The 24,778-nt window shown below is 40.4% G+C and carries 18 protein-coding genes, 1 tRNA gene and 1 pseudogene; 9 read left to right on the top strand and 11 right to left on the bottom strand.

The genetic code is table 11. The features are described 5' to 3' along the window. Positions 1-141: 141 nt before the first annotated feature. The 3 genes from AC3Z9T_RS12520 to pepA all read right to left on the bottom strand — a co-directional run bounded on the left by AC3Z9T_RS12520 (position 142) and on the right by pepA (position 5,242). Positions 142-3,036: a valine--tRNA ligase gene (locus tag AC3Z9T_RS12520; protein WP_490126456.1), complete on the bottom strand. Its 2,895-nt coding sequence runs from the start codon at positions 3,034-3,036 to the stop codon at positions 142-144. 14 nt (positions 3,037-3,050) lie between these two features. Further along, on the bottom strand, positions 3,051-3,503 hold the full coding sequence (locus AC3Z9T_RS12515; protein WP_490126455.1) for a DNA polymerase III subunit chi: 453 nt from the start codon (positions 3,501-3,503) through the stop codon (positions 3,051-3,053). Between the two features lie 227 nt (positions 3,504-3,730). Further along, positions 3,731-5,242: a leucyl aminopeptidase gene (pepA, locus tag AC3Z9T_RS12510; RefSeq protein WP_490126454.1), complete on the bottom strand. Its 1,512-nt coding sequence runs from the start codon at positions 5,240-5,242 to the stop codon at positions 3,731-3,733. A 418-nt stretch (positions 5,243-5,660) separates the two neighbouring features. On the opposite strand from pepA, the gene lptF reads away from it, so the two are divergent. Both lptF and lptG read left to right on the top strand, forming a co-directional pair. After that, the gene (gene lptF, locus AC3Z9T_RS12505; RefSeq protein ID WP_490126453.1) at positions 5,661-6,758 is read left to right on the top strand and encodes an LPS export ABC transporter permease LptF; all 1,098 of its coding nucleotides are present in this window, start codon (positions 5,661-5,663) and stop codon (positions 6,756-6,758) included. Then, positions 6,758-7,834: an LPS export ABC transporter permease LptG gene (gene lptG, locus AC3Z9T_RS12500; protein WP_490126452.1), complete on the top strand. Its 1,077-nt coding sequence runs from the start codon at positions 6,758-6,760 to the stop codon at positions 7,832-7,834. Before lptF ends, lptG begins: the two co-directional genes overlap by 1 nt. A 73-nt stretch (positions 7,835-7,907) precedes the next feature. Here lptG and AC3Z9T_RS12495 read toward each other — a convergent pair whose 3' ends face one another. Together AC3Z9T_RS12495 and ampH are read right to left on the bottom strand one after the other, a co-directional pair. Next, positions 7,908-8,336: a hypothetical protein gene (locus AC3Z9T_RS12495; protein ID WP_490126451.1), complete on the bottom strand. Its 429-nt coding sequence runs from the start codon at positions 8,334-8,336 to the stop codon at positions 7,908-7,910. A 250-nt stretch (positions 8,337-8,586) separates the two neighbouring features. Beyond that, entirely contained in the window at positions 8,587-9,816 is a 1,230-nt protein-coding gene (ampH, locus tag AC3Z9T_RS12490) for a D-alanyl-D-alanine-carboxypeptidase/endopeptidase AmpH (RefSeq protein WP_490126450.1), read from the bottom strand. Positions 9,817-10,276: 460 nt separating this feature from the next. Between ampH and AC3Z9T_RS12485 the strand changes: the two genes are divergently transcribed. Then, positions 10,277-10,361 (top strand) — tRNA-Leu (locus AC3Z9T_RS12485). A 180-nt stretch (positions 10,362-10,541) separates the two neighbouring features. Beyond that, positions 10,542-10,682, top strand: a pseudogene (locus AC3Z9T_RS12480) (Arm DNA-binding domain-containing protein); the annotation flags it as partial. Positions 10,683-11,115: 433 nt separating this feature from the next. On the opposite strand, the gene AC3Z9T_RS12475 reads toward AC3Z9T_RS12480, so the two are convergent. The 3 genes from AC3Z9T_RS12475 to hsdR all read right to left on the bottom strand — a co-directional run bounded on the left by AC3Z9T_RS12475 (position 11,116) and on the right by hsdR (position 16,837). Then, complete coding sequence (locus AC3Z9T_RS12475; protein WP_490126449.1) at positions 11,116-12,852, bottom strand: restriction endonuclease subunit S; 1,737 nt, start codon at positions 12,850-12,852, stop codon at positions 11,116-11,118. Beyond that, a complete protein-coding gene (locus tag AC3Z9T_RS12470; RefSeq protein WP_490126448.1) occupies positions 12,852-14,324 on the bottom strand; it encodes an N-6 DNA methylase in 1,473 nt (490 codons plus the stop codon). The genes AC3Z9T_RS12475 and AC3Z9T_RS12470 overlap by 1 nt, the downstream gene beginning before the upstream one ends. A 71-nt stretch (positions 14,325-14,395) precedes the next feature. Continuing rightward, complete coding sequence (hsdR, locus tag AC3Z9T_RS12465; protein ID WP_490126447.1) at positions 14,396-16,837, bottom strand: EcoAI/FtnUII family type I restriction enzme subunit R; 2,442 nt, start codon at positions 16,835-16,837, stop codon at positions 14,396-14,398. A 526-nt stretch (positions 16,838-17,363) separates the two neighbouring features. On the opposite strand from hsdR, the gene AC3Z9T_RS12460 reads away from it, so the two are divergent. The 5 genes from AC3Z9T_RS12460 (at position 17,364) to msrQ (ending at position 21,870) form a co-directional block, all read left to right on the top strand. Continuing rightward, positions 17,364-17,948 (top strand): HutD/Ves family protein, encoded by a 585-nt coding sequence (locus AC3Z9T_RS12460; protein WP_490126446.1) that lies wholly within the window; start codon positions 17,364-17,366, stop codon positions 17,946-17,948. A 149-nt stretch (positions 17,949-18,097) separates the two neighbouring features. After that, entirely contained in the window at positions 18,098-18,769 is a 672-nt protein-coding gene (locus AC3Z9T_RS12455) for a heavy metal response regulator transcription factor (protein ID WP_490126445.1), read from the top strand. Beyond that, positions 18,766-20,127 carry a heavy metal sensor histidine kinase gene (locus AC3Z9T_RS12450; RefSeq protein ID WP_490126444.1) on the top strand — a complete coding sequence of 454 codons (1,362 nt, stop codon included), beginning with the start codon at positions 18,766-18,768 and terminating at the stop codon, positions 20,125-20,127. Before AC3Z9T_RS12455 ends, AC3Z9T_RS12450 begins: the two co-directional genes overlap by 4 nt. A gap of 133 nt (positions 20,128-20,260) precedes the next feature. Next, positions 20,261-21,268 (top strand): protein-methionine-sulfoxide reductase catalytic subunit MsrP, encoded by a 1,008-nt coding sequence (msrP, locus tag AC3Z9T_RS12445; protein ID WP_490126613.1) that lies wholly within the window; start codon positions 20,261-20,263, stop codon positions 21,266-21,268. Further along, a complete protein-coding gene (gene msrQ / locus AC3Z9T_RS12440) occupies positions 21,268-21,870 on the top strand; it encodes a protein-methionine-sulfoxide reductase heme-binding subunit MsrQ (RefSeq protein WP_490126443.1) in 603 nt (200 codons plus the stop codon). The genes msrP and msrQ overlap by 1 nt, the downstream gene beginning before the upstream one ends. A 99-nt stretch (positions 21,871-21,969) precedes the next feature. Here msrQ and AC3Z9T_RS12435 read toward each other — a convergent pair whose 3' ends face one another. The 3 genes from AC3Z9T_RS12435 to AC3Z9T_RS12425 form a co-directional block, all read right to left on the bottom strand. Continuing rightward, on the bottom strand, positions 21,970-22,251 hold the full coding sequence (locus AC3Z9T_RS12435) for a helix-turn-helix domain-containing protein (protein ID WP_490126442.1): 282 nt from the start codon (positions 22,249-22,251) through the stop codon (positions 21,970-21,972). Positions 22,252-22,465: 214 nt separating this feature from the next. Then, positions 22,466-22,924 (bottom strand): FidL-like protein, encoded by a 459-nt coding sequence (locus tag AC3Z9T_RS12430; protein ID WP_490126441.1) that lies wholly within the window; start codon positions 22,922-22,924, stop codon positions 22,466-22,468. Between the two features lie 8 nt (positions 22,925-22,932). After that, positions 22,933-23,679 (bottom strand): winged helix-turn-helix domain-containing protein, encoded by a 747-nt coding sequence (locus tag AC3Z9T_RS12425; RefSeq protein WP_490126440.1) that lies wholly within the window; start codon positions 23,677-23,679, stop codon positions 22,933-22,935. Positions 23,680-24,778: the final 1,099 nt, after the last annotated feature.

The raw sequence follows: 24,778 nt of genomic DNA, 5'->3' as shown, positions 1-24,778 counted from the left end.
CAGTGAGAGAGAACCGAAGGGAACTTCAATCTGAGAACTGCGAATGCAGTAATTTGATGATAATCGAATTTCAATGACTTTAAAAGAAAGCCCTTATTAATCGAATTAATAAGGGCTTGTCATTATTTTAAAAGCAATAAATTACAGTGATGCAATAGTAACTTTTTGAGCTTCTATTTTGCTTTTAGCTTCAATGTTAGCGGCTAAACGCTCACGCTCTTTCTCAACCACCGCAGCAGGCGCGCGGCTGACAAAACCATCATTTGCGAGTTTGCTTTCGATGCCTTCGATCTCTTTGCTGACTTTATCCAGCTCTTTGTCCAGACGAGCCAGCTCAGCATCTTTATCAATCAGACCTGCCATTGGGATCAGGAGTTCTGTGCCGCTAACCAGTTTAGTCACCGACACTGGTGCTTCTTCGCCATCAGCCAGTACACGAATACTTGCCAAACGTGCCATTGATTTAATGAAGTTTTCGTTTTCTGCCACACGGCGTTTCGCATCTTCAGATGCACCGCGTAGCATGACATCGAGTGGTTTACCTGGAGAGATATTCATTTCAGCGCGAATATTACGAACTGCAATGATAGCTTCTTTGATCCACTCCAAATCACTTAACGCTAATTCATCAACTTTTGCTGCATCAAACTCAGGGAATGGCTGTAACATAATGGTATCTGCATCAATTCCTTTCACCACTTTCACACGTTGCCAGATGGTTTCGGTGATAAATGGAATGATAGGGTGCGCTAAACGCAGTAAGCCTTCCAGAACCTCGATCAAGGTAAAGCGAGCAGCACGAACTTGTGCTTCATTACCTTTATGAACGGCAGGTTTTGATAGCTCTAAGTACCAGTCACAGAACTCGTTCCATGTGAAGTCATACAAGATACCCGCAGCAATATCATAACGATAAGTGTCGAGAGCTTCACGGTAGGCTTTGATAGTTTGGTTAAACTGCGCCATGATCCAGCGATCAGCCAAAGAGAAGCTCATGTCGCCGCCATTTTGGCCGCAGTCTTGGTTCTCAGTGTTCATCAACACAAAGCGACTTGCGTTCCACAACTTATTACAGAAGTTACGGTAACCAGACAGACGTTTCATATCCCAATTGATATCACGACCGGTTGATGCCAACGCAGCCAAGGTGAAACGCAGTGCATCAGTACCATGTGCTTCAATGCCATCTGGGTACTCTTTACGGGTACGTTTAGCAATTTTTTCAGCTAATTGCGGCTGCATCATGTTGCCAGTACGTTTTTCCAGCAAATCTTCCAGTGAAATACCGTCGATCATATCCAATGGGTCGATAACGTTCCCTTTGGATTTAGACATTTTCTGACCTTCTTCATCACGGATCAGGCCTGTCATATAAACAGTCTTAAACGGCACTTGTGGAACACCGTTTTCATCTTTGATGAAATGCATGGTCAGCATGATCATGCGAGCAATCCAGAAGAAAATAATATCGAATCCACTGACTAATACATCCGTTGGATGGAAGGTTTTCAGTGCTTCGGTATTTTCAGGCCAACCTAATGTTGAGAAAGTCCATAAACCAGAAGAGAACCAAGTATCCAACACGTCATCGTCCTGACGCAGTGCAATATCAGCACCAAGGTTGTTTTCACGGCGAACTTCTTCTTCATCACGACCTACGTAAACATTGCCCTTATCGTCATACCATGCAGGGATACGGTGGCCCCACCACAGTTGGCGAGAAATACACCAGTCTTGAATATCACGCATCCAAGAGTAGTACATGTTTTCATATTGGCGAGGCACAAACTGGATACGACCGTCTTCAACCGCTTTGATGGCATTTTCAGCCAAGGGTTTAGTACGCACATACCATTGGTCAGTTAGCATTGGCTCGATAACCACACCACCACGGTCACCATAAGGTACAGTTAAATCGTGAGGTTTTACTTCAACCAATAGGCCAAGTTTATCAAAATCAGCCACTAATGCTTTACGTGCCGCAAAACGTTCCATTCCACGGTAAGCTTCAGGAATTTCGCTACTGCAAGCGGTTGATGGGTTACCGTTGGTATCAAAAACTTCAGCTTCTTGGCGAACGTTACCATCCAGATCTAACATATTGACCATTGGTAACTGGTGACGTTTACCGACTTCATAGTCGTTAAAGTCATGAGCTGGGGTGATTTTTACACAGCCGGTGCCTTTTTCCATGTCAGCGTGTTCATCACCAACGATTGGAATACGGCGATTGACGATTGGTAGAATAATTTCTTTACCAATTAAATCTTTGTAGCGTGGATCTTCAGGGTTAACAGCAACACCTGTATCACCTAGCATGGTTTCAGGACGCGTTGTGGCAACAACCAGATAGTCTTTACCTTCTGCTGTTTTCACGCCATCCGCTAATGGATAACGCAGATGCCACATAGAGCCTTTCACTTCACGGTTTTCAACTTCCAGATCAGAAATTGCAGTGTGCAGTTTTGGATCCCAGTTAACAAGGCGTTTGCCACGGTAAATTAGGTTGTCTTTATACAGACGAACGAAGGCTTCTTTAACCGCTTTGGATAGACCTTCATCCATAGTAAAGCGCTCACGATCCCAATCAACTGAATCACCTAAACGGCGCATTTGTTGAGAAATATTGCCACCAGACTCTGCTTTCCACTGCCAGATCTTGTCGATAAACGCTTCACGACCGTAATCGTAACGTGTTTTGTTTTCTTCAGCGGCAATTTTACGCTCAACAACCATTTGCGTTGCGATACCTGCATGGTCAGTACCCGTTTGCCATAAGGTATTTTTACCTTGCATACGTTGGTAACGGATCATGGTGTCCATGATAGTTTGCTGGAAAGCGTGCCCCATGTGCAGGCTACCTGTAACGTTCGGTGGTGGGATCACGACACAGAAACTGTCTTTGCTAGTATCACCATTTGGTTTGAAATAACCGCTTTTTTCCCAATGAGCGTAGCGTGACTGCTCAATCTCAGCAGGATTATAAGTTTTATCGAGCGAAGGCTCGGTAATTGCATTCTCTGGTTTTTTGTCCATCTTTAATATCGTATTCAGTTAGTTGGCGGCGTCGCCATAGTCAAATTGAAGCCGACGCTGCGGTAAATTTTATACCGTTCACGCGCCAACTGTTTTAAAGTTTCATCGATAGGCACAAAGTCTATCACTTCATGGAATGCAGTGGCAAAATCTGCAAATTGGCTTTGCAGATTAATTAATACATCTCGTTGGGCATTGCCCCGTTTTCCCGGCCAGCAAATTTCGATTGGTGCTCCATATCGAGGCCCTTCACCAGCAAGGTTGTGAGGAACGAACTGATGAGGATCCCTTTGCCAAAGTGCCTCATCGAGTTTTTCTGCTTGTTCAGCCGTTTCACACGCCAGCAATATACGCTTACCATTACGCCACATCTGCGCTGCAAGTTCGCAAGCCAACCACTCATGAGCTTCAAGCTCAGTCTGTTCAGGTGAGTTGTTTTGTAGTTGGTAGAAGGTAGCGTTTTTCATTAAATCCCCGTCATACTTCGTGCCGTAGCGCTTTACGTTGAGGTCTAGTGACTCCATTCATTTGTCTTTTTGAATTATAACTGGTTTTGTTGCTGGCTCAAAATCGGTTGGTGGTTGCATCGATCATGTAGAGCTTGATTGACTGCCTCTAAAAAATAACATCCCGAATCACAGACATCCATGATTCGGGAGCTAGCTTATTTTTCAGGAACGATAATCAATTTAGATTAATCGTCACCATTCAAACCGACACGGTTAAGTAAAAACTGTGACAGCAGGGAGACTGGGCGGCCAGTGGCTCCTTTTGCTTTACCTGAACGCCATGCAGTACCAGCGATGTCCAAGTGCGCCCAATTATACTTAGTGGCGAAGCGAGACAGGAAACAGCCCGCAGTGATTGCGCCCGCAGGACGGCCACCTGTATTGGCTAAATCAGCAAAATTAGGCGTGATTTGGTCAAAATATTCGTCAGCTAATGGTAAGCGCCATGCACGGTCACCAGCCTGCTCGGAAGCATTTAACAGCTCATGAGCTAGCGGGTTATGGTTAGACATCAAACCGGTATAGTGGCTGCCCAATGCGATAACACAAGCACCTGTTAGTGTTGCAATATCAATCACTAATTCAGGATCAAAACGTTCAACATAAGTCAGCGCATCACACAATACTAAACGACCTTCAGCATCGGTATTCAGCACTTCAACGGTTTGGCCTGACATGGTAGTCAAAATATCACCCGGACGATAAGCGCGGCCACCTGGCATGTTTTCACAGCCTGCGAGCACACCAACCACGTTAATTGGCAGTTGTAACTCGGTGATAAAGCGCATCACACCATAAACGGTAGCTGCACCACACATATCATATTTCATCTCATCCATGCTATCTGCTGGCTTGATAGAAATACCACCGGAGTCAAATGTTAGCCCCTTACCGAGCAATACGATTGGCTTCGCTTCAGGATCAGCGCTGCCTTTGTATTCCATGATAGACATCAGTGACTCGTTTTGAGAGCCTTGTCCAACCGCAAGGTAGGCATTCATGCCTAACTCTTTCATTTGCTCTTCGCCGATAACGCGAGTCGTCAGTCTGTTATCTGAAATATCCGCTAGCTGGCGCGCTTGGGATGCTAAGTAAGCCGCATTACAGATGTTTGGTGGCATATTACCCAGATCTTTCGCTGCCTTCACACCTGAAGCAATCGCTAAGCCATGAGCAATCGCACGCTCACCGCTTGGTAGCTCACGACGGGTTGGCACATTGAAGACCAATTTACGTAGTGGGCGGCGGTGCTCGGTTTTGTTGCTTTTTAGTTGATCAAAGACATAGAGAGACTCTTTTGCTGTTTCGACAGCTTGGCGCACTTTCCAGTAGTTGTTACGGCCTTTGACGTGTAGTTCAGTCAAGAAGCAAACGGCTTCCATTGAACCTGTTTCATTCAGTGTACTAATGGTTTTCTGAATGATTTGTTTAAACTGACGTTCATCCAGCTCACGCTCTTTACCACAGCCAATGAGTAGAATGCGTTCAGATAGGACATTTGGTACATGATGGAGTAGTAGGGACTGGCCTACTTTACCTTCAAGTTCCCCGCGGCGCAGCAGGGCGCTGATATATCCGTCGCTTATTTTGTCCAGCTGTTCAGCTATAGGGGACAGACGGCGTGGTTCAAAGACTCCGACAACGATACATGCGCTGCGTTGTTTTTCCGGGCTACCACTTTTTACACTAAACTCCATGCGTTCTCCTGAATCTTAAAGACAAAGGCCCATGCTCCCGCTAAAATTAGCGTACCGCATTAATCTACCTCATAGAGTATGAACTCTTTATGTTAAACTGAGAGGATACTTGGTTTTTCAATAATATTAAGCATTTTCTGATTGGGTAATCAGTATATACTCAAAATAATACGAGTTGCAGGTAGGCGACAAGCGAAGATAGGCGGGGTGCATAGATAAACTATGTGACTCGGCTAGCTAAGCGGTAGTCACCATGCCTTAACAAACAGCCCTGCAACTTGAAGTATGAAGAGTATAGAGAATGCTTTTATATCATTCTATCCATACAATGAGCCAGAGTATATGTTAACAAATGGTAGATATTGAACGAACTTAGCCATTTTCCACCCAAAAGACAAGTTTTCACAGGCGTATAAGCGTGATCATTATTAGATATTTGGTACGGGAGACCCTGAAAAGTCAGCTAGCTATCCTTTTTGTGCTAATGTTGATTTTTTTCAGCCAAAAGTCCATCGATATCCTCGGGGCTGCGGTGCAGGGTAATATTCCTTCAAACTTAGTGTTACCTTTGCTGGGACTGGGTGTGCCTGAAATGGCGCAGCTGATCCTCCCTTTGAGCCTATTTCTTGGGCTATTAATGACATACAGTAAACTGTATACCGAAAGTGAAATTACGGTTATGCATGCTTGCGGGCTAGGAAAGAGCGTGCTGGTTAAAGCGGCTCTGGTGCTTGCAACAATCACGGCATTGGTTGCGATCGGCAATATCACATGGATGCTGCCTTGGTCCTCACAATATCAGGAGCAAGTGTTAGCAGATGCTAAAGCTAACCCAGGCCTTGCTGCTATGGTGGAAGGGCAATTTAAAACCACTAAAGACCGCAACATCGTGTTGTATATTGGTGAAGTGAAAGGCAATGATTTTAAAAACGTCTTTCTTGCCCAATTGCGTACCGCTAACGAACAACGCCCATCAGTGGTGGTGGCTGACAGCGGTTACATGAAAGAAGATGCTGATGGTCGCCAAGTGGTCGTGCTGGACGAAGGAACTCGTTACGAGGGAACCGCACTATTGCGTGACTTCCGTATTACCGATTTCCAAAACTACCAAGCCGTTATCGATCATAAAACTAGCGATACCAGCAACGATAAAGTCGAACAAAAAACCATGTTCGAACTATGGAAAGCCAACGATCCTGATTCAAATGCAGAGTTCCATTGGCGTTTAACCATTGTTTTCTCTGTTGTGGTGATGGCATTGATGGTTGTACCGCTAAGTGAAGTCAACCCACGTCAGGGAAGAGTGCTGAGCATGCTCCCTGCGATGCTGTTGTATCTTATTTTCTTCCTACTACAAAGTACGCTACGCAATAGTGCCGAAAAAGGCGATGTCGACCCGAAATATGCCTTATGGGCGGTTAACATAGGTTACCTTGCTCTCGCGGTGATCCTTAACTTGTGGGATACCGTGCCAATGCGCCGTTTACGCGTCAAATTCAATAGAGGGGCTGCCTGATGTTTGGTGTTTTAGACAGGTATATTGGACGCACGATCCTCAACTCTATTTTAATGACTCTGTTCTTACTGGTATCCCTTTCAGGGATCATTAAGTTTGTTGAACAGCTGCGTAAAGTGGGAGATGGTGAATATACCGCACTTGGCGCAGGGGTATTTACACTGTTAAGTATCCCTAAAGATATCGATATCTTTTTCCCCATGGCAGCGCTACTGGGGGCTTTGCTTGGCCTAGGAGCGTTAGCGTCACGCAGTGAATTGGTGGTGATGCAAGCCGCGGGCTTTACCCGTTTACAAATCGCGCTATCAGTGATGAAAACGGCGATCCCACTGGTCATTGTTGCCATGTTTATTGGTGAATGGGTCGCTCCAGCGGGTGACCAATGGGCCAGAAACTATCGCGCAGAGAAAATTGTGGGTAACTCACTAGTAGTGACCAATGAAGGGATGTGGGCGAAAGATGGACGTGATTTTATTCATATTCAACGCATTGCTGATACCACATCGATTCAAGATGTCTCAATTTACCGCTTTGATGAACAGCATAAACTGAAATCCGTGATGTTTGCTTCAAGTGGCTCCTATGATGAAGACAACAAACAGTGGGTGTTATCTCAGGTTGATGAGTCTATTTTAAGCAGCGAGAAAAAAATTACGGGCTCCCAACGTTTAACTTACGATTGGAAAACCAACCTTACCCCTGAAAAATTGGGTATTGTTTCTCTCAATGCGGATTCGCTTTCTATTCGTGGTCTTTATCAATATATTTCTTATCTGAAAGAAAGTGGGCAGGTCGCTGCGGTTTATCAGTTGAGCATGTGGAAAAAGATCTTAGCGCCACTGTCTGCTGCGGTAATGATGCTAATGGCGGTATCGTTTATTTTTGGCCCTCTGCGTACCGTACCAATGGGGGTACGTGTCGTATCAGGGATCGTCGGTGGCTTCTTATTCTATATTCTAAACCAAGGCTTTGGTAACTGGAGCTTGGTTTATTCAGTACCTCCCATTATCGCTGCGCTACTGCCAAGCTTGTTATTCCTTGGTGTCAGTATTGTGTTGTTGGTGAAGCGTAAATAATCAAAGTTAATCATTATGTTGTAGAAAGCCACAATATCATTAGATGTTGTGGCTTTTTTATTAAAAGGAATAATTAGTTTGGAAATGGCTCGGGGATATTTATCTTCTTAGCTGAAATATGAATTTTGGACATACAGCCAATAAAGTTATTGCCTAACTCACTTATTTTTCGAGCAAATTTATTTGTTTGAGGATGAAAAATAGGGTGTTTGTCAGAGTGAGCGACTGCTTGTTTTGCCGCGTTTTTGTTAATGACGCCACGAAAGCCCATAACACAGATGTTATAGCGATTTGCAATGGCTTGCGCATTTGAAAATAACCCATTATCCGCACTATTACAGCTGCACAGCTTGAAATAGGTATTTGGGCTCTGACTATTCTTAATAGCTGTGATTTTTTCTAAAAACAGAGTGTCGAGTTTTTTGTCAGTGGTTCTTACCAAAGCGCCATCTCTTGTTTGAAGCAATCCAAGTACACCATGTGTTCTTATCATATCTGTCATACTTAATTTCCTCCTTGAATAATTGGAATTGCTATCATAGGAGGGAAATCACAAAGATTCTTTCAAAAAAAATTATTGGTATTGTGAATAAAAAAAGGTAAGAAATTGCGGGTATTTCCTACCTTTTTATAAATATAGTGATGTGTTTTGATCAAACTGCGGATAATTTTAACGTCAGCAATCTGATTAAATTATGTGTCAAGGTTGGGGCATAGCTCGCCAGTGCATCAGCTGCTTCGGCGGTACGCCTTCAATGTTTCCCATACGCATGGTTAGCGGATAATGCAGCAACCATCTCGTTAACTCCAACTGTTAACTTACTAAATTTACTGCCATCCTTACGCGTCATTACCACAAAAACACCAATATTTTGTTGGGGGATCATCGCCATATAGCTATTGAACCCGCCACCGCCACCGGTTTTTTGATAAATCCCCGGACGACCATTTTGAGGCTTCATATAAACCCAGCCAAGCCCCATGCCATCAGCGTAGCCAGCAACATCCATCCCTTTCACATCAAGAAGTTTTTCTCTCGGGAAATAAATGCCTTGTTCACGGGCTGCTGTAGCTTTTCTGAGGTTTTTATCCGTCGATAAAAACTGTTGCATCCACTTTTGCATATCGGCAGGTGTTGAATACACACCTCCACTTCCTGCTGCTGCAAGTGTATTATGGCACGGACTTGGTTTGGTACCTTCCATCAGCCGAGCGCATTGTGATGCATTCGGTGTGTAGGTTGTCTCAGTCATATTAGCGGGTGATGTGACATAACGGCTAAACAACTGCGGATAAGATAGCCCAGATGCTTTAATCATCGCATCGGCTAGAAGGTCGTAAGCAAGGTTTGAGTAGGAGGCTTCAGTACCCGGTGTTGCATCGAGCTTACCATTTCGTAACCAAGCCCAACGGTTATCTTGTGTTGGCCAAATAAACACAGGTCGGCCCCATTTACCGCCGGGCTGCTCTCTTGGCAAACCGCTAGTATGGCTGGCTAAATGATATAAGCGAATCGGCTGCCCGCTATTGTTATCCGGCACGGTCACGCCATTGTAGCTATATTGCTGTAACGGATCGGTGATCAATAATTTATTGTCTTGCTCTAATTTAATTAAGATTTCACTGGTCATTAATTTAGAGACAGAAGCAATACGGATCAACGAATGTGGCCCCGGTTTTTTACCATTACCCGGTGCAGTTTCACCATAATAACGTGACAATGTTTGGTTATTATCAATAACAATGATGGCCATACCGCGGGCATCACTTTCATTAAAAATACGGTTCGCATACAAATCGACAATCTTAGCAACGCGCTCGTAAGTTCTTCTATCGCCCTCGAACACTTTCCAGTCACTAGATTCGGCATCACTATTGTTGCCTTGTAAAAACTTAGGTTGTTTCTCTGTCGTTGTTGAACAGGCCGCTAATGCGAGAGACAACGCAGACACTGACAGAATTTTTAGAAATGATTTCTTCATGTTTAGAAGCCAGCCGATGTGTAATTTTGCAAATGGTCTAACAGACCAAGGTTATTTTTTCTTCGAGAAAACCTTCATCAAAGCACCGATTAAGATGCCAATAACCACTCCTACCGCTATCCACCCTAGAAACCCCATTGATGAGTACCTTGTAACATTTAATGAATCTGCATACGCTAGCAAAAATTGCATCGAGTCGCCAGCAGCCTTGATTGACGCTAACAATTAAATCAAATATTTGACTAAAGTAACATATGGCTGGGCTGATAAGTAAACAAAAAGCATTAATTACCCAATAAATGGAAAGATTGAATTATTTAAGAGAAGGTATACAAAATCGCAGGGAGTGCATGGATATGCTTTTTTTTTAAGCGAACAAACTGAATAATCAAGATAAATGTTGCTAGTCGAGGTAAGGCAAGTATAATAGCCACGTTTTCCAAGGAATACATCACTTCGTGCCGGAGTGGCGGAATTGGTAGACGCAGTTGATTCAAAATCAACCGCCTTCGGGTGTGCCGGTTCGAGTCCGGCCTTCGGCACCAAAAATTAGACGCTTAAGGCGTCTTTTTTTATGCTTGAAATCCAGTGTTTGCAAGGTTTTTCCTCACTTTTCAGTCTCCCTAAGTATACTCAACTCAACCCACATCAAGTACCTGCCGTTGGTATATGCGTTGGTATCTCTCGATACGATAATAGTTTGTACCAACAGAAGGAGATAAATCATGGTCCTTACTGATGCTAAAGTTAGGGCTGCCAAGCCTCTGGATAAATCGTATAAATTAACAGACGGTGATGGTATGCACTTGATGGTAGATACCAACAGCTCAAAATATTGGCGTTTAACCTCGGAACATGGTTCGAAGTCAATTAATCAAGCTATTGATGGGTTAATAGCCATTCTTAAAGGTTAGATCAATAGGAAATTTGTTGTTTGCTGTGGAAATAATGAAAACGATTTTATACGTAGATACGCGAACGAAGAAATTAATGTTAGTGACTTTAAGTTTGGGTTCAGCACTCAATCAATAAGGAGCGTGATGGAACTTGGAAGCAAGCTACATAAATTAAGAGATAGAAGCCGCTATGTTGCGTAGGGTTGATTTACTATTATTGATAATTCACTAGTCATTTTCGCCCTTATTTATACTAAAGTTGCCTGTTTCTGTTGTTAGAGTTAACTGATTAAAAACAGGCAATTAAACAATTTAAATTACTGGATCAAGAAACTAGTTATATTCAATAGTGAGAGGTTTCTATCACACATCATTCATATAGTGAACTGTCATGGTTTGTTCCTTAGTTTAATGCTGCATCAGTGAGTGCATCCGCTAGGTGGAGCTGGGTTTGTTGGGCGGATTGCAGACGGGATTTTAGAGTCTTGCAGATTGAAAATAATTCATTAGCCTTAGCAGTTATTTTCATTTGTTCATTGAGAGGTGGTATAGGTAATATCATTGCTTTTAAAGTATTACCATTTACATTGGGCTGCCCTGTACCAGTGGTTCCGTTATAAAGCTGTTTCCAATATAGTTGACTACCTAAAAATATTTTAGTAAATCCAGCTTGCATAGGGCGGAGATATTTCAATCTTATTAAATAAGAAGCAAATACTGCATGGGCATTTATATTTTCGACCAGATATGATTTTCCTACAGTTCCACCTGTTCGAGCAACGACGATATCATCATTAACAAGCCTATATTGTTCAGCCATTTTTTCACTAATATCACAGCCAGGAACAGTTTTCCAGTTTACCTTGTTATCTTGTATATCAGTTATTCTCAATAACTTTGTTTTTTTAGTTTCATCTGCAGAAGCTGTATATCCATAATGAATGTCAGCCACAATATTGATTAGCCTCACCCACTCCCAGCCCTGCGGTAATTCAAATGGTTTTTCCTCATTACTAATCGGCGGCAATGGTTTTTGTTTTTTAATTTTACCGTTTTTCACCATTAATGCTTTTTCTTGCTCAACACATTTCAGCAGTTTAGAAGCAGGTTCGTCGTTGGGATCTTGCGGCACAAGTTTACCCATCACAGCCAGTTGCAAAATGGTTTGCTTTAACGCATCGATGCTCGTCTCGGTGGTAAATAGTGTATCGAAATGCTGGCTAATTCGCGACCAGTTTTCAGAGAGTTCTTTTGCGTTTTGGCTATTAGTAAGCGTTGCTAGCAGAGTTTCAACTAGTTGTTGATGTGCATCAAGGTGGGTAAGCGATTGTTGCTCTAGTTGATCGCAAAGGGACATCAGTTCGTCAACTTTATTCACAATCCTTACTTGTTCTGCAATTGCTGTTAATTCAACAACTGCATTGATGGCTTTATCGGTTCCTAACCTTGGTAAGTTCATTCCATGAGTTGATTCATTTGCGTAAGCAATAAACCTTGGAGATTTAAGTAAAAGGCGAAGGTAACTAGGGAGAATATTGCCGTAGACTTTTATAGGAATAATTTCGGTTGTACATACACCACTATCATCAGCAATCAAAACTTTATCCAGATACGGTCGTAACTTCCCGTAGAGGACATCATTTTTATTAAATTTATTCTTTGAACTTTTAAATGGACGCTCAGAGAATTTAACTCGGTTTAAGAGTCTGGATGTACTCTTTTCAATATCTTCAAGTTCAACTATCCACGTATCTGCATCCGCATCTGCTGGTTCTGCCTTATCACACTCGCCATAGTTAGTAATAAAACCTAACCTCACCCACTCCCACCCAGTCGGCAACTCAAACGGCTTCTCATCGTCACTAATTTCAGGAAGTGGCTTTTGTTTTTTTATTTTTCCCTGCTTCATGAGCTCCATTTTTTCAGCCTCAATGCGCTTTAACAGCTCTGAGGCAGGTTCATCATTTGGGTCTTGCGGTACTAATTTGCCACGCACGGCGAGTTCTAAGATCAGCTCACGCAGTTTCTTAATACCATAAAGATCAATTTTACCGTTGCTGCCGCGCCCTGCGGTGGAGCGAGTTTGCAGCGCAGAGGACCAGATATCGATATGGTCGGTAATTAGTTTCTCAACAGTCATCAGTTTGTTTCCTTATTGCCCGTTAATGCAGCACCGAGGATATCGCGTAACTGATGGCGTAGTTTACTGATTTCAGCTTGTTGTGTTTGGTACTGTGCCAGTAATTCGTCGGGATCGTGGCTGATAGTTTCACCTTGGTACGGGTTTTTGATATCAAGGTTAAAGTTGCGAGCAATGATTTCGTCAATACTGACTTTCCATGCCTGATTGTTCTCTTCTCGGCTGGCAAAACCATCTGCTTCATTGCCCCACCAATCGATTTCTGTTTGGAATTCTTCAAACTTCATCGGTTTGGTTTTGCTGTAGTTTTTTATTCCCTCAGGGTAAGGGTGTTCATAGAACCAAATTTCTTTAGTTGGCAGGCCTTTGGTGAAGAAGAGAATATTGGTTTTGATCCCGGTGTATGGGTTAAACACGCCATTAGGTAAACGCACAATGGTGTGTAGATTGCACTCTTCGGTTAGCAGTTTTTTGATTTTGGTTTTGACGCCTTCACCAAACAATGTGCCATCCGGCAGAACCACAGCTGCACGCCCTTTATCAGCCAGTACTTCAATGATCAATTGCAGGAACAGGTCGGCAGTTTCGCGGGTTTGCATTTCAGCTGGGAAATTTTTCTCGATCCCGTCTTCTTCAGTACCACCAAACGGTGGGTTGGTAATAATGACGTCGAGTTGTTGATCCCAAGCGGACAGCGGCTTGTTCAATGTGTTGTCATGACGAATTTGTACCGGAACTTCAATACCATGCAATAGCATATTAGTGGTACACAGCAAATGTGGGAGCTGTTTTTTCTCTACACCAAAGATTTGCTGTTGTAGCGTTTTATGATCTTCAGTGGTGTTAACGTAATGCTCTTTTACATGGTCGAACGCACAGGCAAGGAAGCCCCCTGTACCGCATGCAGGGTCCATAATCGACTCACCTAATTTAGGGTCAATACGATTGACCATAAAGCGTGTAACCGCACGCGGGGTGTAGAATTCACCTGCATTACCAGCACTCTGTAAGTCGCGTAGAATTTGTTCATAGATGTCACCGAATAAGTGGCGCTCGGCGCTACTGCTGAAGTCGATTTCATTCAGCTTATTGATGACTTGGCGTAGGAGCGTACCATTTTTCATGTAGTTATAGGCATCGCTAAACGCTTGTTTTACCACAAAGCCCCGTGGGTTTTTATCGATAGGCGCGGTCAGGTTTTTTAAAGCAGGGAATAAATCGTCATTGATGAATTCGAGTAGTTCATCACCTGTCATTCCCTCACTATTTGCCGCCCAAGTACGCCACAAATAACGTGCATTGATGGGGAGTTGGTAATCGTTTTGCTCGAGTTCAAGCTCTTCTTCCTGAGTATCAAATATTTTCAGAAATAATAGCCAAGACAGTTGCCCAAGGCGCTGAGCATCACCGTCTACACCCGCATCTTTGCGCATGATGTCTTGTAAGGATTTAATAACTGAGCTGATCGACATGTTCGTATTCCATTGGTAAAAATGACGCCACCGAGAGCGGTTGACTCACGGTGGTAAAATAATATGGGCTATTAGGCCTGACGAGGTGGTAATTGATAAATTTGATCTTCCAGTTCATTGACTGCCTGCTCGTAAGCTTGTTTATTACCAAAGCTACTTTTGATGATTTCTAGCGGACGGCCTAGGCTGTCGAACGGTTTCAGTTTTAGTACCTGAATATCTTCGATTTCTTGCACGCCTTCATCGGCGTATTTATCTAGCAAGGTATTGAGTACGTGCTGAGCAGGTTCTGAATATTTAGTGAAGTAGTTACGTTTACGCACGTTGTCAGCCCGTTCTTTACGCGTTAGGGGCGGCTGCCCATAAACCACATGGCAAAGGAGATCGAACGGATCAAGGTCTTTGCCCACTTCTTCTGCTAACACTTCCCAAAGCACGCCGAGTTGCTGAAGTTCATCAATAATAATCTGTTTGCGTTCGGCAGAGTGCCATTTTCGAATGAAGTTATCAAGAGAGGCAAAGTCTTTATCTTTGAGTAGCGTTTTACGGGTGTAGTCCTGAAAGGACTCGGTGACTAATTTGCCATCGGTATCGTAATATTGGACGCGTTTTGCCAGTACTTTTACGGTAACTCCGTTGACATGATATTTGCGAATTCTGTTTTCATCGCACTCTTCGAAAGCACCGTTGGCACTTTCTGATGTGGTGCCATAGTGAGCGGACGGTTCTTCTGCGCCGGTAAATCCATCGTTATCTAACGCTTCGTTTTCTGGAACCTCATCTTCTAGTACATCATTGAAATCAGACTCGGGATCAGAAATATCTTTAGGTGTTGTGCGGATCACTTTTTCAGGCACACCATCAAAACGCTCATCTGCAAACAGTTCGGTGGCTTTTTTGAAATCGAGAATGGTGAACCAGAGTTTATCGAACTTCTCGTTAATACGTGTTCCACGCCCGATGATTTGCTTAAATTTGGTCATGGATTGGATGTTTTGGTCTAGCACGACCAGTTTGCAGGTTTGTGCATCCACACCCGTACTCATCAGTTCTGAGGTGGTTGCAATCACTGGGTAAGGCTTCTTCGGGTTGATGAAATTATCGAGTTGCGCCTTGCCGATATCGTCATCGCCAGTGATTTTCATCACGTATTTCTCATTTTTTCGCACTTGCTCTGGGTTTAGGTTTACCAATGCACGGCGCATACGTTCAGCGTGGTCAACATCGTTACAAAAAACGATGGTTTTATCCATTGGATTGGTGCGCCTTAGGTAATCAGTAATTGTTTGCGCTACCAGCTGGGTACGCTCATCAATCACCATAGTGCGGTCAAAGTCTTTTTGGTTATAAATTCGGTCATCAATTAGCTGGCCTTGTTTATCAACTTGGCCTTTTGTGGGGCGCCAACCTTGTAAGTCAACATCGATATCGACTCGTACTACCTTATAAGGTGCTAGGAAGCCGTCTTCGATGCCTTCTTTAAGTGAATAAGTGTAAACGGGGTCGCCAAAGTAATCAGTGCTAGAAACGTCATCGGTTTCTTTTGGTGTTGCGGTCAAGCCAATTTGGGTAGCACTGCTGAAGTATTCGAGAATTTCTCGCCATGCGCTGTTTTCTGATGCGCTACCGCGGTGGCACTCGTCGATAACAATCAAATCAAAGAAATCGGGGGCCACTTGTTTAAAGGCTTTTTGGTGTTCTTCTGGGCCGGTAATTGCTTGGTAGAGCGCAAGTTGAATTTCATAGGCTGGATCAATCGTTCTACCTGTCACTTTTGCCATTGCGCTGCCAAAAGGTTGGAAGTCGTTATTTTTAGTTTGATCGACAAGAATATTGCGATCTGCAAGAAACAGAATGCGTTTTTTATTTTTAGCTTTCCATAAGCGCCAGATAATTTGAAATGCGGTATAGGTTTTGCCAGTCCCCGTCGCCATCACGAGTAATACACGTTTTTGCCCAGCAGAAACGGCTTCTACGGTTTTATTAATGGCTTGTAGTTGATAATAACGAGGGGATTTCCCGCTACTGTCATCGTAATAGTCTTGGCTGATGACAGGTAATTGTTCAGCGGTAAAACCTTTCCAAGTACAGTATTTAGTCCAAAGCTGTTCTGGCGTTGGAAAATCGTCGAGTGTGATTTCGGATTCAAGCTGCGTAGAATTAGTTTTATCGTGGAAGATAAAACCATCACCATTAGAAGCGAAGATAAAAGGAACGTCGAGTAGGCGTGCGTAATCCAGCCCTTGCTGCATACCTTTTCCCATTTCGTGTTTATTCGCTTTAGCTTCTATGACAGCAAGAGGTAGACCTGGCTTATGATAGAGCACTATGTCGGCTGATTTCACTGTCAATCGTGCTGCTAACTTACCACGGACTACCACTTTACCATCACGAAGTTTGACTTCTTGGCGGATCTGCGACATCAGGTTCCAGCCTGCATCTTTAACAGCAGGGAGGATATATTTTGTAATGATGTCTGTTTCAGTCAGATGAGTTTTATTCATACCAGCCATAGCCGCTCTCTCAACGAAATTGGGATTAGTGCTTAATTATACACAGAATATAGGAGGGAGTTAGGTTATAAAGTGAATAGCATTGCCAGCACAGCAAGCTTTCGAGCAAGCGGCTGCAACTTATCGTTTTTTAAGACTGAAAAATAAGTATTTTATGCTTGTTGTAGGGTGAAAAAAGAAAGATAACCTTGAGATGAATTACCTAGTGAACAATAAAATAACTAATGATTTTCAGTGGTTATTTATATTACTTGTATAAATGAAATTTTTTTATTCAAAAAGTATTAGTGAATTTAAGTAAATGTTGAATATTTCATTTATATATAATGTTTTTTAGGCTTTTTAATGATGAAAGGGGAACTTCACTCTCTACGTTTCAGTATTAAGGCCGCATTAATGCATTTAATCGATTTTTAAGGTAAATGACGTAAACCATTCTCTTCACATTCACCATCAAACGATTAAACTGAATAAATCGACTGTTGTTCCTATAATAACCACAATTAAACTAAAGGTTGATTTAACCATGATCCAAGTGTTAACCGCTGAAAACTATCAAAAAATGCCATGGAAAAATGGGCAAGGTTTTACTTTAGAGATAGCCCGTAGTCATGGTGTTGGGTTAGCTGATTTTGACTGGCGTGTCTCTATTGCTGATGTGAAATCGGCAGGGGAATTTTCTTATTTTCCAAATAGAAAACGGATTATTGGTGTACTCGATGGTGGGGATGGGCTGGTGTTGAATATTGACCAGCAAGCCCCTATCACACTGCATCAAAAACAGTTTTTTGCATTTGATGGCGAAAGTGATGTCCATGCTGAATTACTTGATGAGCCTATTAGAGATTTTAACCTGATTTATAACCCTGATAAATACCGAGCGCGCTTGCAATGGATCAACGGGGAAGTATTATCTTCATGGATTAGTGATGCGGATCGGGTACTTATCTTTAATACAGCGGCTCAACTTGATCTTTGCCTTGGTGACAAACAATGCCAATTAACCGCATTTGAAACCGCACTGATTGAGAATGATGGAAAATCACTACAATATGTTGTTAGCTCTCAAACACCACATAACTTTTGCCTTATTGAGTTGTTTGTTAAGTAGTCTGCATATCATCTTAGGTGGTCATGGTTATCTGTGAATAGCTGCGATCACTGTATTCAGCTATGAGTTCATTATAAATTTAAGATAAGTTATTAGTGTGGTTTGTGCTCTTCAGGTAAATTATTGTTCAAGGGGAGCTTGGAGGTAGCATGAAGATACTATTAATTGAAGATCACAGTAAAACCCAAAGTTGGGTTAAAAAAGGATTAGAAGAAGCTGGTTTCGTTGTTGATGTTGCATCAGATGGTAGAGATGGCCTCTATTTTGCGCTGGAAAACGATTATCAACTGGTGATATTGGATATTATGCTTCCAGGGATGAATGGCTGGGATATTTTAAAAGTATTACGGACTTCTAAATCAGTTCCGGTGATTTGTTTAACGGCAAGGGATGCGGTTGATGATCGAGTTAAAGGGCTCGAATTAGGTGCGAATGACTATTTAGTTAAACCATTTTCTTTTGCAGAATTACTCGCAAGGGTTAAAAATCAGCTTAAGGTTAACCAACATTCTACTACACATATTGAGTTGGCAGATTTAAAAATAGACCTTACTCGTCATGATGTTGAACGTGGAGGAAGCAAAATTATTCTAACTCGCCAAGAGTATTCACTGTTACTTTTCTTTGTATTACATGCTGATGAGATCTTACCAAGAACGCTGATTGCTAGTGAGGTATGGGGGATCGATTTTGAAAGCGATACAAATATCATTGATGTCGCTATTAGGCGGTTAAGAAAAAAAATTGATGATGGTTATGAAATTAAATTAATAGAGACCATTCGTGGGATGGGATATCGCTGTAATAGGCCAAGCGCATGAAAAAAAAATCACTACGCTTTCAGCTCATTCTTGCTTTTATTTTGCTGATGGTCGCTAATGCAGGGCTAGTGACTTGGCTGCTTTATCATTCCTTAAAAAATGAATTAATCGAACGGGACGATAATTTACTCATAAATCGTGCAGATCAACTGGCAAAACTAATCGCTAGCGGTATCGATATCAAAACACTGCCTATGTATTTCCAGCGCATGATGGACATGCGACAAGATATTATTCAAATAACAAATGCAGAAGGTAATATTATTGTCGCCACAAATTCCGATATGCTTACTTTAAAGCATCTAAAATTAGCACAACTCGATACCCTTGATACAAACAATATCTCCCATTGGCGAACGTCATCGGGGATCCCTGTTTCTGCGGTGAGTTTTAATATTGATTCACCAATGGGGCGTTTGAATGTTGTATTAGCCAAAGCCTCCGTTGATCGTGATAGCGTGTTAACTAAGTATTTGACGCAAAGTTTAATGATCTCACTAATATCTATCCTTTTAATGGGCCTACTCAGCCTTTGGTTAATTAAGAAAGGATTACGTGATATTCAGTTTCTTAGTCAAACAACTGCCAATACAGATCTCCAGGCATTGAATCATCCAATCAAAGTTACGCAGCTTCCAAACGAGCTAAAAGATCTCGGTGAGTCTCTTAACATCATGCGCTCAAGGTTGAAGGGCGATTTTACTAAGTTAACCCAACTTGCAGATGATTTAGCTCATGAACTGAGAACACCAATTAATGCTATCCGAGTTCAAAATGAGATTGTTTTACAGCGTTCACGGAGTATTGATGAATATGAATCAGTGATTGCCAGTAACATTGAAGAGTTAGACAAATTAGCGCAGATTATTCAAAGCATTCTATTTATCGCTCGTGCTGAAAATAGGAATATTGCGTTAAAGCGAGAAGAACTTCCGTTATTTGATTTGGTTAATGAAGTTTATGAGCTATTTACCTCTTACGCTGAAGAAAAAAACATTGTTTTAGTATGTGGGCCATCCTCATTAAGCCTTAATGCCGACCGAGTGTTATTAGTAAGAGTACTAATGAATGTGATTTCCAATGCGATTAAATATGCTAAATCAGATACGCAGGTCACCACTAATATCACAGCAGGTCATGGAACTTTATCTATCAGTGTTGTGAATGATGGTGATGTGTTGTCAGATAGTGATGAAATTTTTACGCGTTTTTGGCGAGGGGATAATGCACGCACTTCTGAAGGGAGTGGTTTAGGGTTATCAATTGTGAAGGCAATTATTGAGCTACATGGTGGTTCTGTCGCTTTTAAACATCATATTGGGCAAAGTACGATTATTTTGAATTTCCCTCTGCAATAATAATTAAGATGACAAATTTGTCATCTTAATGTCAGCGTTTTCTCTTTTGGTTTAGGTATAACTGCTGCTATCTAGAAAGAGTAATTTCTCTTTTTTAAACCTTAGCCTATTTGTTTGAGCAATGGAGAGCATGATGAAAAAGCCAGATAAGATACCTTCCTCACAAATTACCCCTGAATCTGTATTTTTTATGAAACGAAGAAAATTGCTGAAGTTGTTAGGGGTCGGAGTATCTGGAATTGCATTATCATCTGCAGTCAAAGCTGATTTATTTTCATGGTTTAGTGATGATAAGCCCGCAGTTCCACAAGCAGAAAGAAAGGCCCTGACATTTATTCAGCCTGAAGAATATCAATCTTCATTGATATTAACACCAGAAGATAAGGTTACTGGATATAATAATTTTTATGAGTTTGGTTTGAATAAATCTGATCCAGCTGAATATGCACATACCATGAAAACAGATGAATGGACGGTCACTATCGAGGGGGAAGTGAATCGGCCAATGACATTAAATCTGGATGACATTCAAAATAAATTCGCCTTAGAAGAACGTATTTACCGTATGCGTTGTGTTGAGGCTTGGTCGATGGTGATCCCGTGGGTGGGATTTCCATTAGCAAAATTATTGGCACTCGTTGAACCAACCAATAATGCTAAATATGTTGCTTTTGAAACGCGTTATGCACCTGAAGAAATGCCTGGTCAAAAGAGTCGATTTATTGGTGGTGGATTACCTTACCCTTATGTGGAAGGTTTGCGAATGGATGAAGCGATGAATCCACTGACTTTGTTGGCAACTGGAGTGTATGGTAAGTCACTGCCAAATCAAAATGGGGCGCCCATTCGTTTGGTGGTACCGTGGAAATATGGATTTAAAGGCATTAAATCGATTGTAAAAATCCGTTTAACGGATGCGATACCGCCAACAACATGGAATCTTTCTGCGCCAAATGAATATGGGTTTTATGCCAATGTAAATCCACAGGTAGATCATCCACGTTGGTCGCAAGCGACAGAGCGTTTTATTGGTGCTGGTGGTTTTGGGCAAGTCAGCCGACAACCTACATTGTTGTTCAATGGCTATGGTGAGCAGGTTGCTGATTTATATAAAGGAATGGATTTACGGAGATATTTCTGATGCTTAAAGAAAGCCGTATGGCTGTTTTTAGCACCAAGAGCATTGCTCATATCGCTGCGTTATTGCCTCTATTATGGTTAATTTATGCAATCAATAGCCAAATTTTAGGGGCTGATCCTGCAAAGGATATTCAGCACTTCACGGGGATCATCGCATTACGTTTATTGATTGTGATAGCTCTGATCCCTGTATTGGCTTATTTTTTGCGATTTAATGTGCTTTTCCAAACGCGTAAACTGCTTGGGTTATGGTGCTTTACTTGGGCATTATTGCATTTATGCAGTTATTTATTACTGGAAATTGGGTGGAACAGTTTGTCATTGTTTTTTTCTGAAGTTTTTTCTCATTTATATTTGGTGATAGGTGCGATATGTTGGATAAGTCTATTTTTGATGGCGGTAAGTTCATTTAATTTTATTCGGGTACGATTAGGGGTTTGGTGGAATAGGATCCATTATTTACTCCATCCTACATTATTGTTGGTTATCACTCATTATATACTGTCAATGAAAGTAATGACTCCTGAGCCTATTTTATATTTTATTTTAGCTATGTTTGCGATTATTTTTAAATATAAAAACCTAATAATCATGAAAAAATAAGCCTCTTCTTGTTATATCCAGTGGAAAATAGACGTTTGAATAATAAAAGGAGCAGGCTTATATCATATGATGACGGATGAGCCTCTGAAGAAATACTTATTAATAGTGATAATTTCCGCTATCCTTCTTGAGTTCTTTATTCAAAAGAAAAATAAAATCATTTAGATTTAAATCCAATTCTGTCAGTATAGTGAATAGCAATTTCAAACTAATATTGTTGACACCTCTTTCATAACTTGAAATTTGCTGTTGTGATATATTGATTTTTTTACCTAGTGCAATACCTGTATAGTTTTTTGATTTTCTTGCTTTTTTTAGTATTTTGCCAACAGCAATGGATGTTTTTTGTGGGTTTTCATTTAATACTTTGATTGTGTTCATAATTTTTCCTTTCTAGTTAGTTCCTAAACTTGAAATATAAAAATATATACTCGTCATACTTCAAGTTGCAGCGCTTTTAGTTAAGGTATAAGCAACTACGTTCACTCATGCCAGTCACCGTGTTATCTATGCTCCTGGCGACTTGTTCACTTGTTGCCTAGCAGCACCTCGAATTATTTAGAGTATTTACTCACTTGGATACTTTTTTGATTAACTATTCTGATTTACAGATAAAATATGGGCCTAATGTACCTGAAATTAGATAATCACCTTCTTTTAGTTGACTTATATTTAAATACATGATGGCATCATCCGATACTACTTTAAAATATTTGTTAAATAATTCATCAGGTATATTATCTTGTGGCGATTTCCTGATAGAAGTTATCTGTAATGTTAGTAAGTCATTATTCTTTTCTAATACCTTGTAATTCATCACTCGGTGTATGATGTATCTTTTCTCATTTGGTATATAGCCTGTGATGCGGAAATAACCTGTTTTATCACCTTTATAAATGATCCTATAATTTAGCTGATATGATGTCGGAAACTTAACAAATTCGGACTCTATCTCAGCATTGCAATAGATTGTTTCTTGGTGAAATAAAAAATAGTAAACTAATATTGGTGTAGACATAAGCAATAATATTAGTGAGAATAATTTTGCTTTCATATTAATCTCTAAAAGTTAAACCTCTTTGTAATGCAAGTTTGCTCATTACATTTAGCAAGAAAGTTATGTTTAATATAGTCTGTACTTTCGTTATTATCGTAGTAATAAAAGTAATCACCATTTTTACAAGTAATATTAAAATTAGTCACTTGTTTATTGATTGTGTTAATTACATGCATTTGATCATCATATTCCTTAAAAGCATAAACAGGGCATGTACTTATTTTACTGATTTGATAAAAACCAATAGATTGAAATGATTTTTTCTGTATAACTATATAAAAACCCATTGAAATACAAATAAAAATTAAAATGATACATAAGGAATACGCTATAAATTTTGTTCGGTCGATGACATATGTGCTCTTGGGTGAGTGTTTTATGCTTTCCTCTGACTCACCATCTAAAATCTTAGGTTCTTCTTTTTCAATTAAGAGTTCAGATGACAGTATCATTCCTTTTTTAGGAACGGTTAAGATTGCGTTATCGACATTAAGATACTGAGTGAACAGTTTTCTTAGCATGCTAATGTATTGATTCAGTGTATTTGATGAGCTTACTAACCCATGTTTATCCCATACTAGTTCTAGGATCCGATCTCTTGGCATAAGTTGTGATTTATTTTCTACTAGAACTTTTAATATTCTATTTAATACAGGTGTTAATGTTGTAATAGGTTCAGAAAGGTCATCTAAACCATAGATGCTGCCATCCTCAGAATTATATTTTAATTGGCTATTAATTGTGTAAACCATTTTTTTTGCCTTTAAATATCCATTCTTCATAGTATGATTGTACTCTGCTTAGGTGTGACAAACAAACTCAATCCATTGCATGAACTATGCAGTTACATGCATAAAATAAAGCCATAATTTATTAATATAGCGTTAATACTCTCGATGCGAGAGAGTGTTTGTCTTTTACTATTTGTCGAAAATAAAGGTATAATTCCTGTAGTTTATAAAGACTCAGGAAGTATAGTCATTTTAAGTACAATAATATTTACATCTTTAAATTCCATTTTTCCTATTAGAGAAGTGATTAACCCGTATATGGTTTTCTCACTTTATGATATTCTTATGCTGATGTTTTTCCCAAAGCTAAGTTTGACTCTAGGTGATGAATAATATAGTGAATAAGATGGTTTTATTCATTTTAACTTAGGTTAGAAATGAGATGTGCAAGTAATATTCAAAATACAATTCATTGGAGTAATTCTAGGAAGTATTTTTTGAAAACGAAAGTATATAATTTCAAAAGTTCTAATTATAATTTTATATTCTGATTTTAGTAAAATTATAGGTTTTAATTTTATTATTACTCCAATAATGCGTAATTTATTGCTATAATATATGACGTTTTATACGTAATAAATGGTAAATTAAACTTTTTATAAATTTATAACTTCCGTGATTGATTACTTTTAAATTTAAAATCACATTGTTATATTATCATCAATATTTTTTTTGTTACAAAACTAATTAACAATGTTTCTAAATATTTATTTCTTTTTGGGGTGTACTAAAGGTCATTATTGCTTTATACACTCACCATAATTTAAGTTGCAGTACTTTCGTTGAGGTAGATGTGACTGCGCTCACTCGCATCAGTCACATAGTTATCTATGCTACTGGCGACTTATTGACTTGTCGCTTAGCTACACCTCAAATTATATAGAATGCACATTTTACTACCCGCCTAAATTTTTTTTCAGTAATAGGTTTTGACAGTTTTGGAGATGCATTTTATTTTTTTGAAAATGCAACTATCTAGAATAGACACAAAATATTTTTCTATTTCTATATATAGGAAAGAAATTTTTGTTCTATATGAGATGGTATCTTTTACTATTTT

This window comes from Providencia sp. 6390 (assembly GCF_058148425.1).
The sequence above is the reverse complement of the archived record's forward strand: the minus strand, read 5'-3'. Positions and strand labels throughout refer to the sequence as shown.

Bases quoted from the DNA above. Each gene is read 5' to 3' on its own strand.
- AC3Z9T_RS12520 (WP_490126456.1), bottom strand. From the start codon at position 3,036: ATGGACAAAAAACCAGAGAATGCAATTACCGAGCCTTCGCTCGATAAA.
- AC3Z9T_RS12460 (WP_490126446.1), top strand. From the start codon at position 17,364: ATGATCCAAGTGTTAACCGCTGAAAACTATCAAAAAATGCCATGGAAA.
- lptG (WP_490126452.1), top strand. From the start codon at position 6,758: ATGTTTGGTGTTTTAGACAGGTATATTGGACGCACGATCCTCAACTCT.
- AC3Z9T_RS12435 (WP_490126442.1), bottom strand. From the start codon at position 22,251: ATGAACACAATCAAAGTATTAAATGAAAACCCACAAAAAACATCCATT.
- AC3Z9T_RS12475 (WP_490126449.1), bottom strand. From the start codon at position 12,852: ATGACTGTTGAGAAACTAATTACCGACCATATCGATATCTGGTCCTCT.
- ampH (WP_490126450.1), bottom strand. From the start codon at position 9,816: ATGAAGAAATCATTTCTAAAAATTCTGTCAGTGTCTGCGTTGTCTCTC.
- hsdR (WP_490126447.1), bottom strand. From the start codon at position 16,837: ATGGCTGGTATGAATAAAACTCATCTGACTGAAACAGACATCATTACA.
- msrP (WP_490126613.1), top strand. From the start codon at position 20,261: ATGAAAAAGCCAGATAAGATACCTTCCTCACAAATTACCCCTGAATCT.
- AC3Z9T_RS12515 (WP_490126455.1), bottom strand. From the start codon at position 3,503: ATGAAAAACGCTACCTTCTACCAACTACAAAACAACTCACCTGAACAG.
- AC3Z9T_RS12495 (WP_490126451.1), bottom strand. From the start codon at position 8,336: ATGACAGATATGATAAGAACACATGGTGTACTTGGATTGCTTCAAACA.
- AC3Z9T_RS12455 (WP_490126445.1), top strand. From the start codon at position 18,098: ATGAAGATACTATTAATTGAAGATCACAGTAAAACCCAAAGTTGGGTT.
- AC3Z9T_RS12425 (WP_490126440.1), bottom strand. From the start codon at position 23,679: ATGGTTTACACAATTAATAGCCAATTAAAATATAATTCTGAGGATGGC.
- AC3Z9T_RS12450 (WP_490126444.1), top strand. From the start codon at position 18,766: ATGAAAAAAAAATCACTACGCTTTCAGCTCATTCTTGCTTTTATTTTG.
- pepA (WP_490126454.1), bottom strand. From the start codon at position 5,242: ATGGAGTTTAGTGTAAAAAGTGGTAGCCCGGAAAAACAACGCAGCGCA.
- msrQ (WP_490126443.1), top strand. From the start codon at position 21,268: ATGCTTAAAGAAAGCCGTATGGCTGTTTTTAGCACCAAGAGCATTGCT.
- AC3Z9T_RS12470 (WP_490126448.1), bottom strand. From the start codon at position 14,324: ATGTCGATCAGCTCAGTTATTAAATCCTTACAAGACATCATGCGCAAA.
- AC3Z9T_RS12430 (WP_490126441.1), bottom strand. From the start codon at position 22,924: ATGAAAGCAAAATTATTCTCACTAATATTATTGCTTATGTCTACACCA.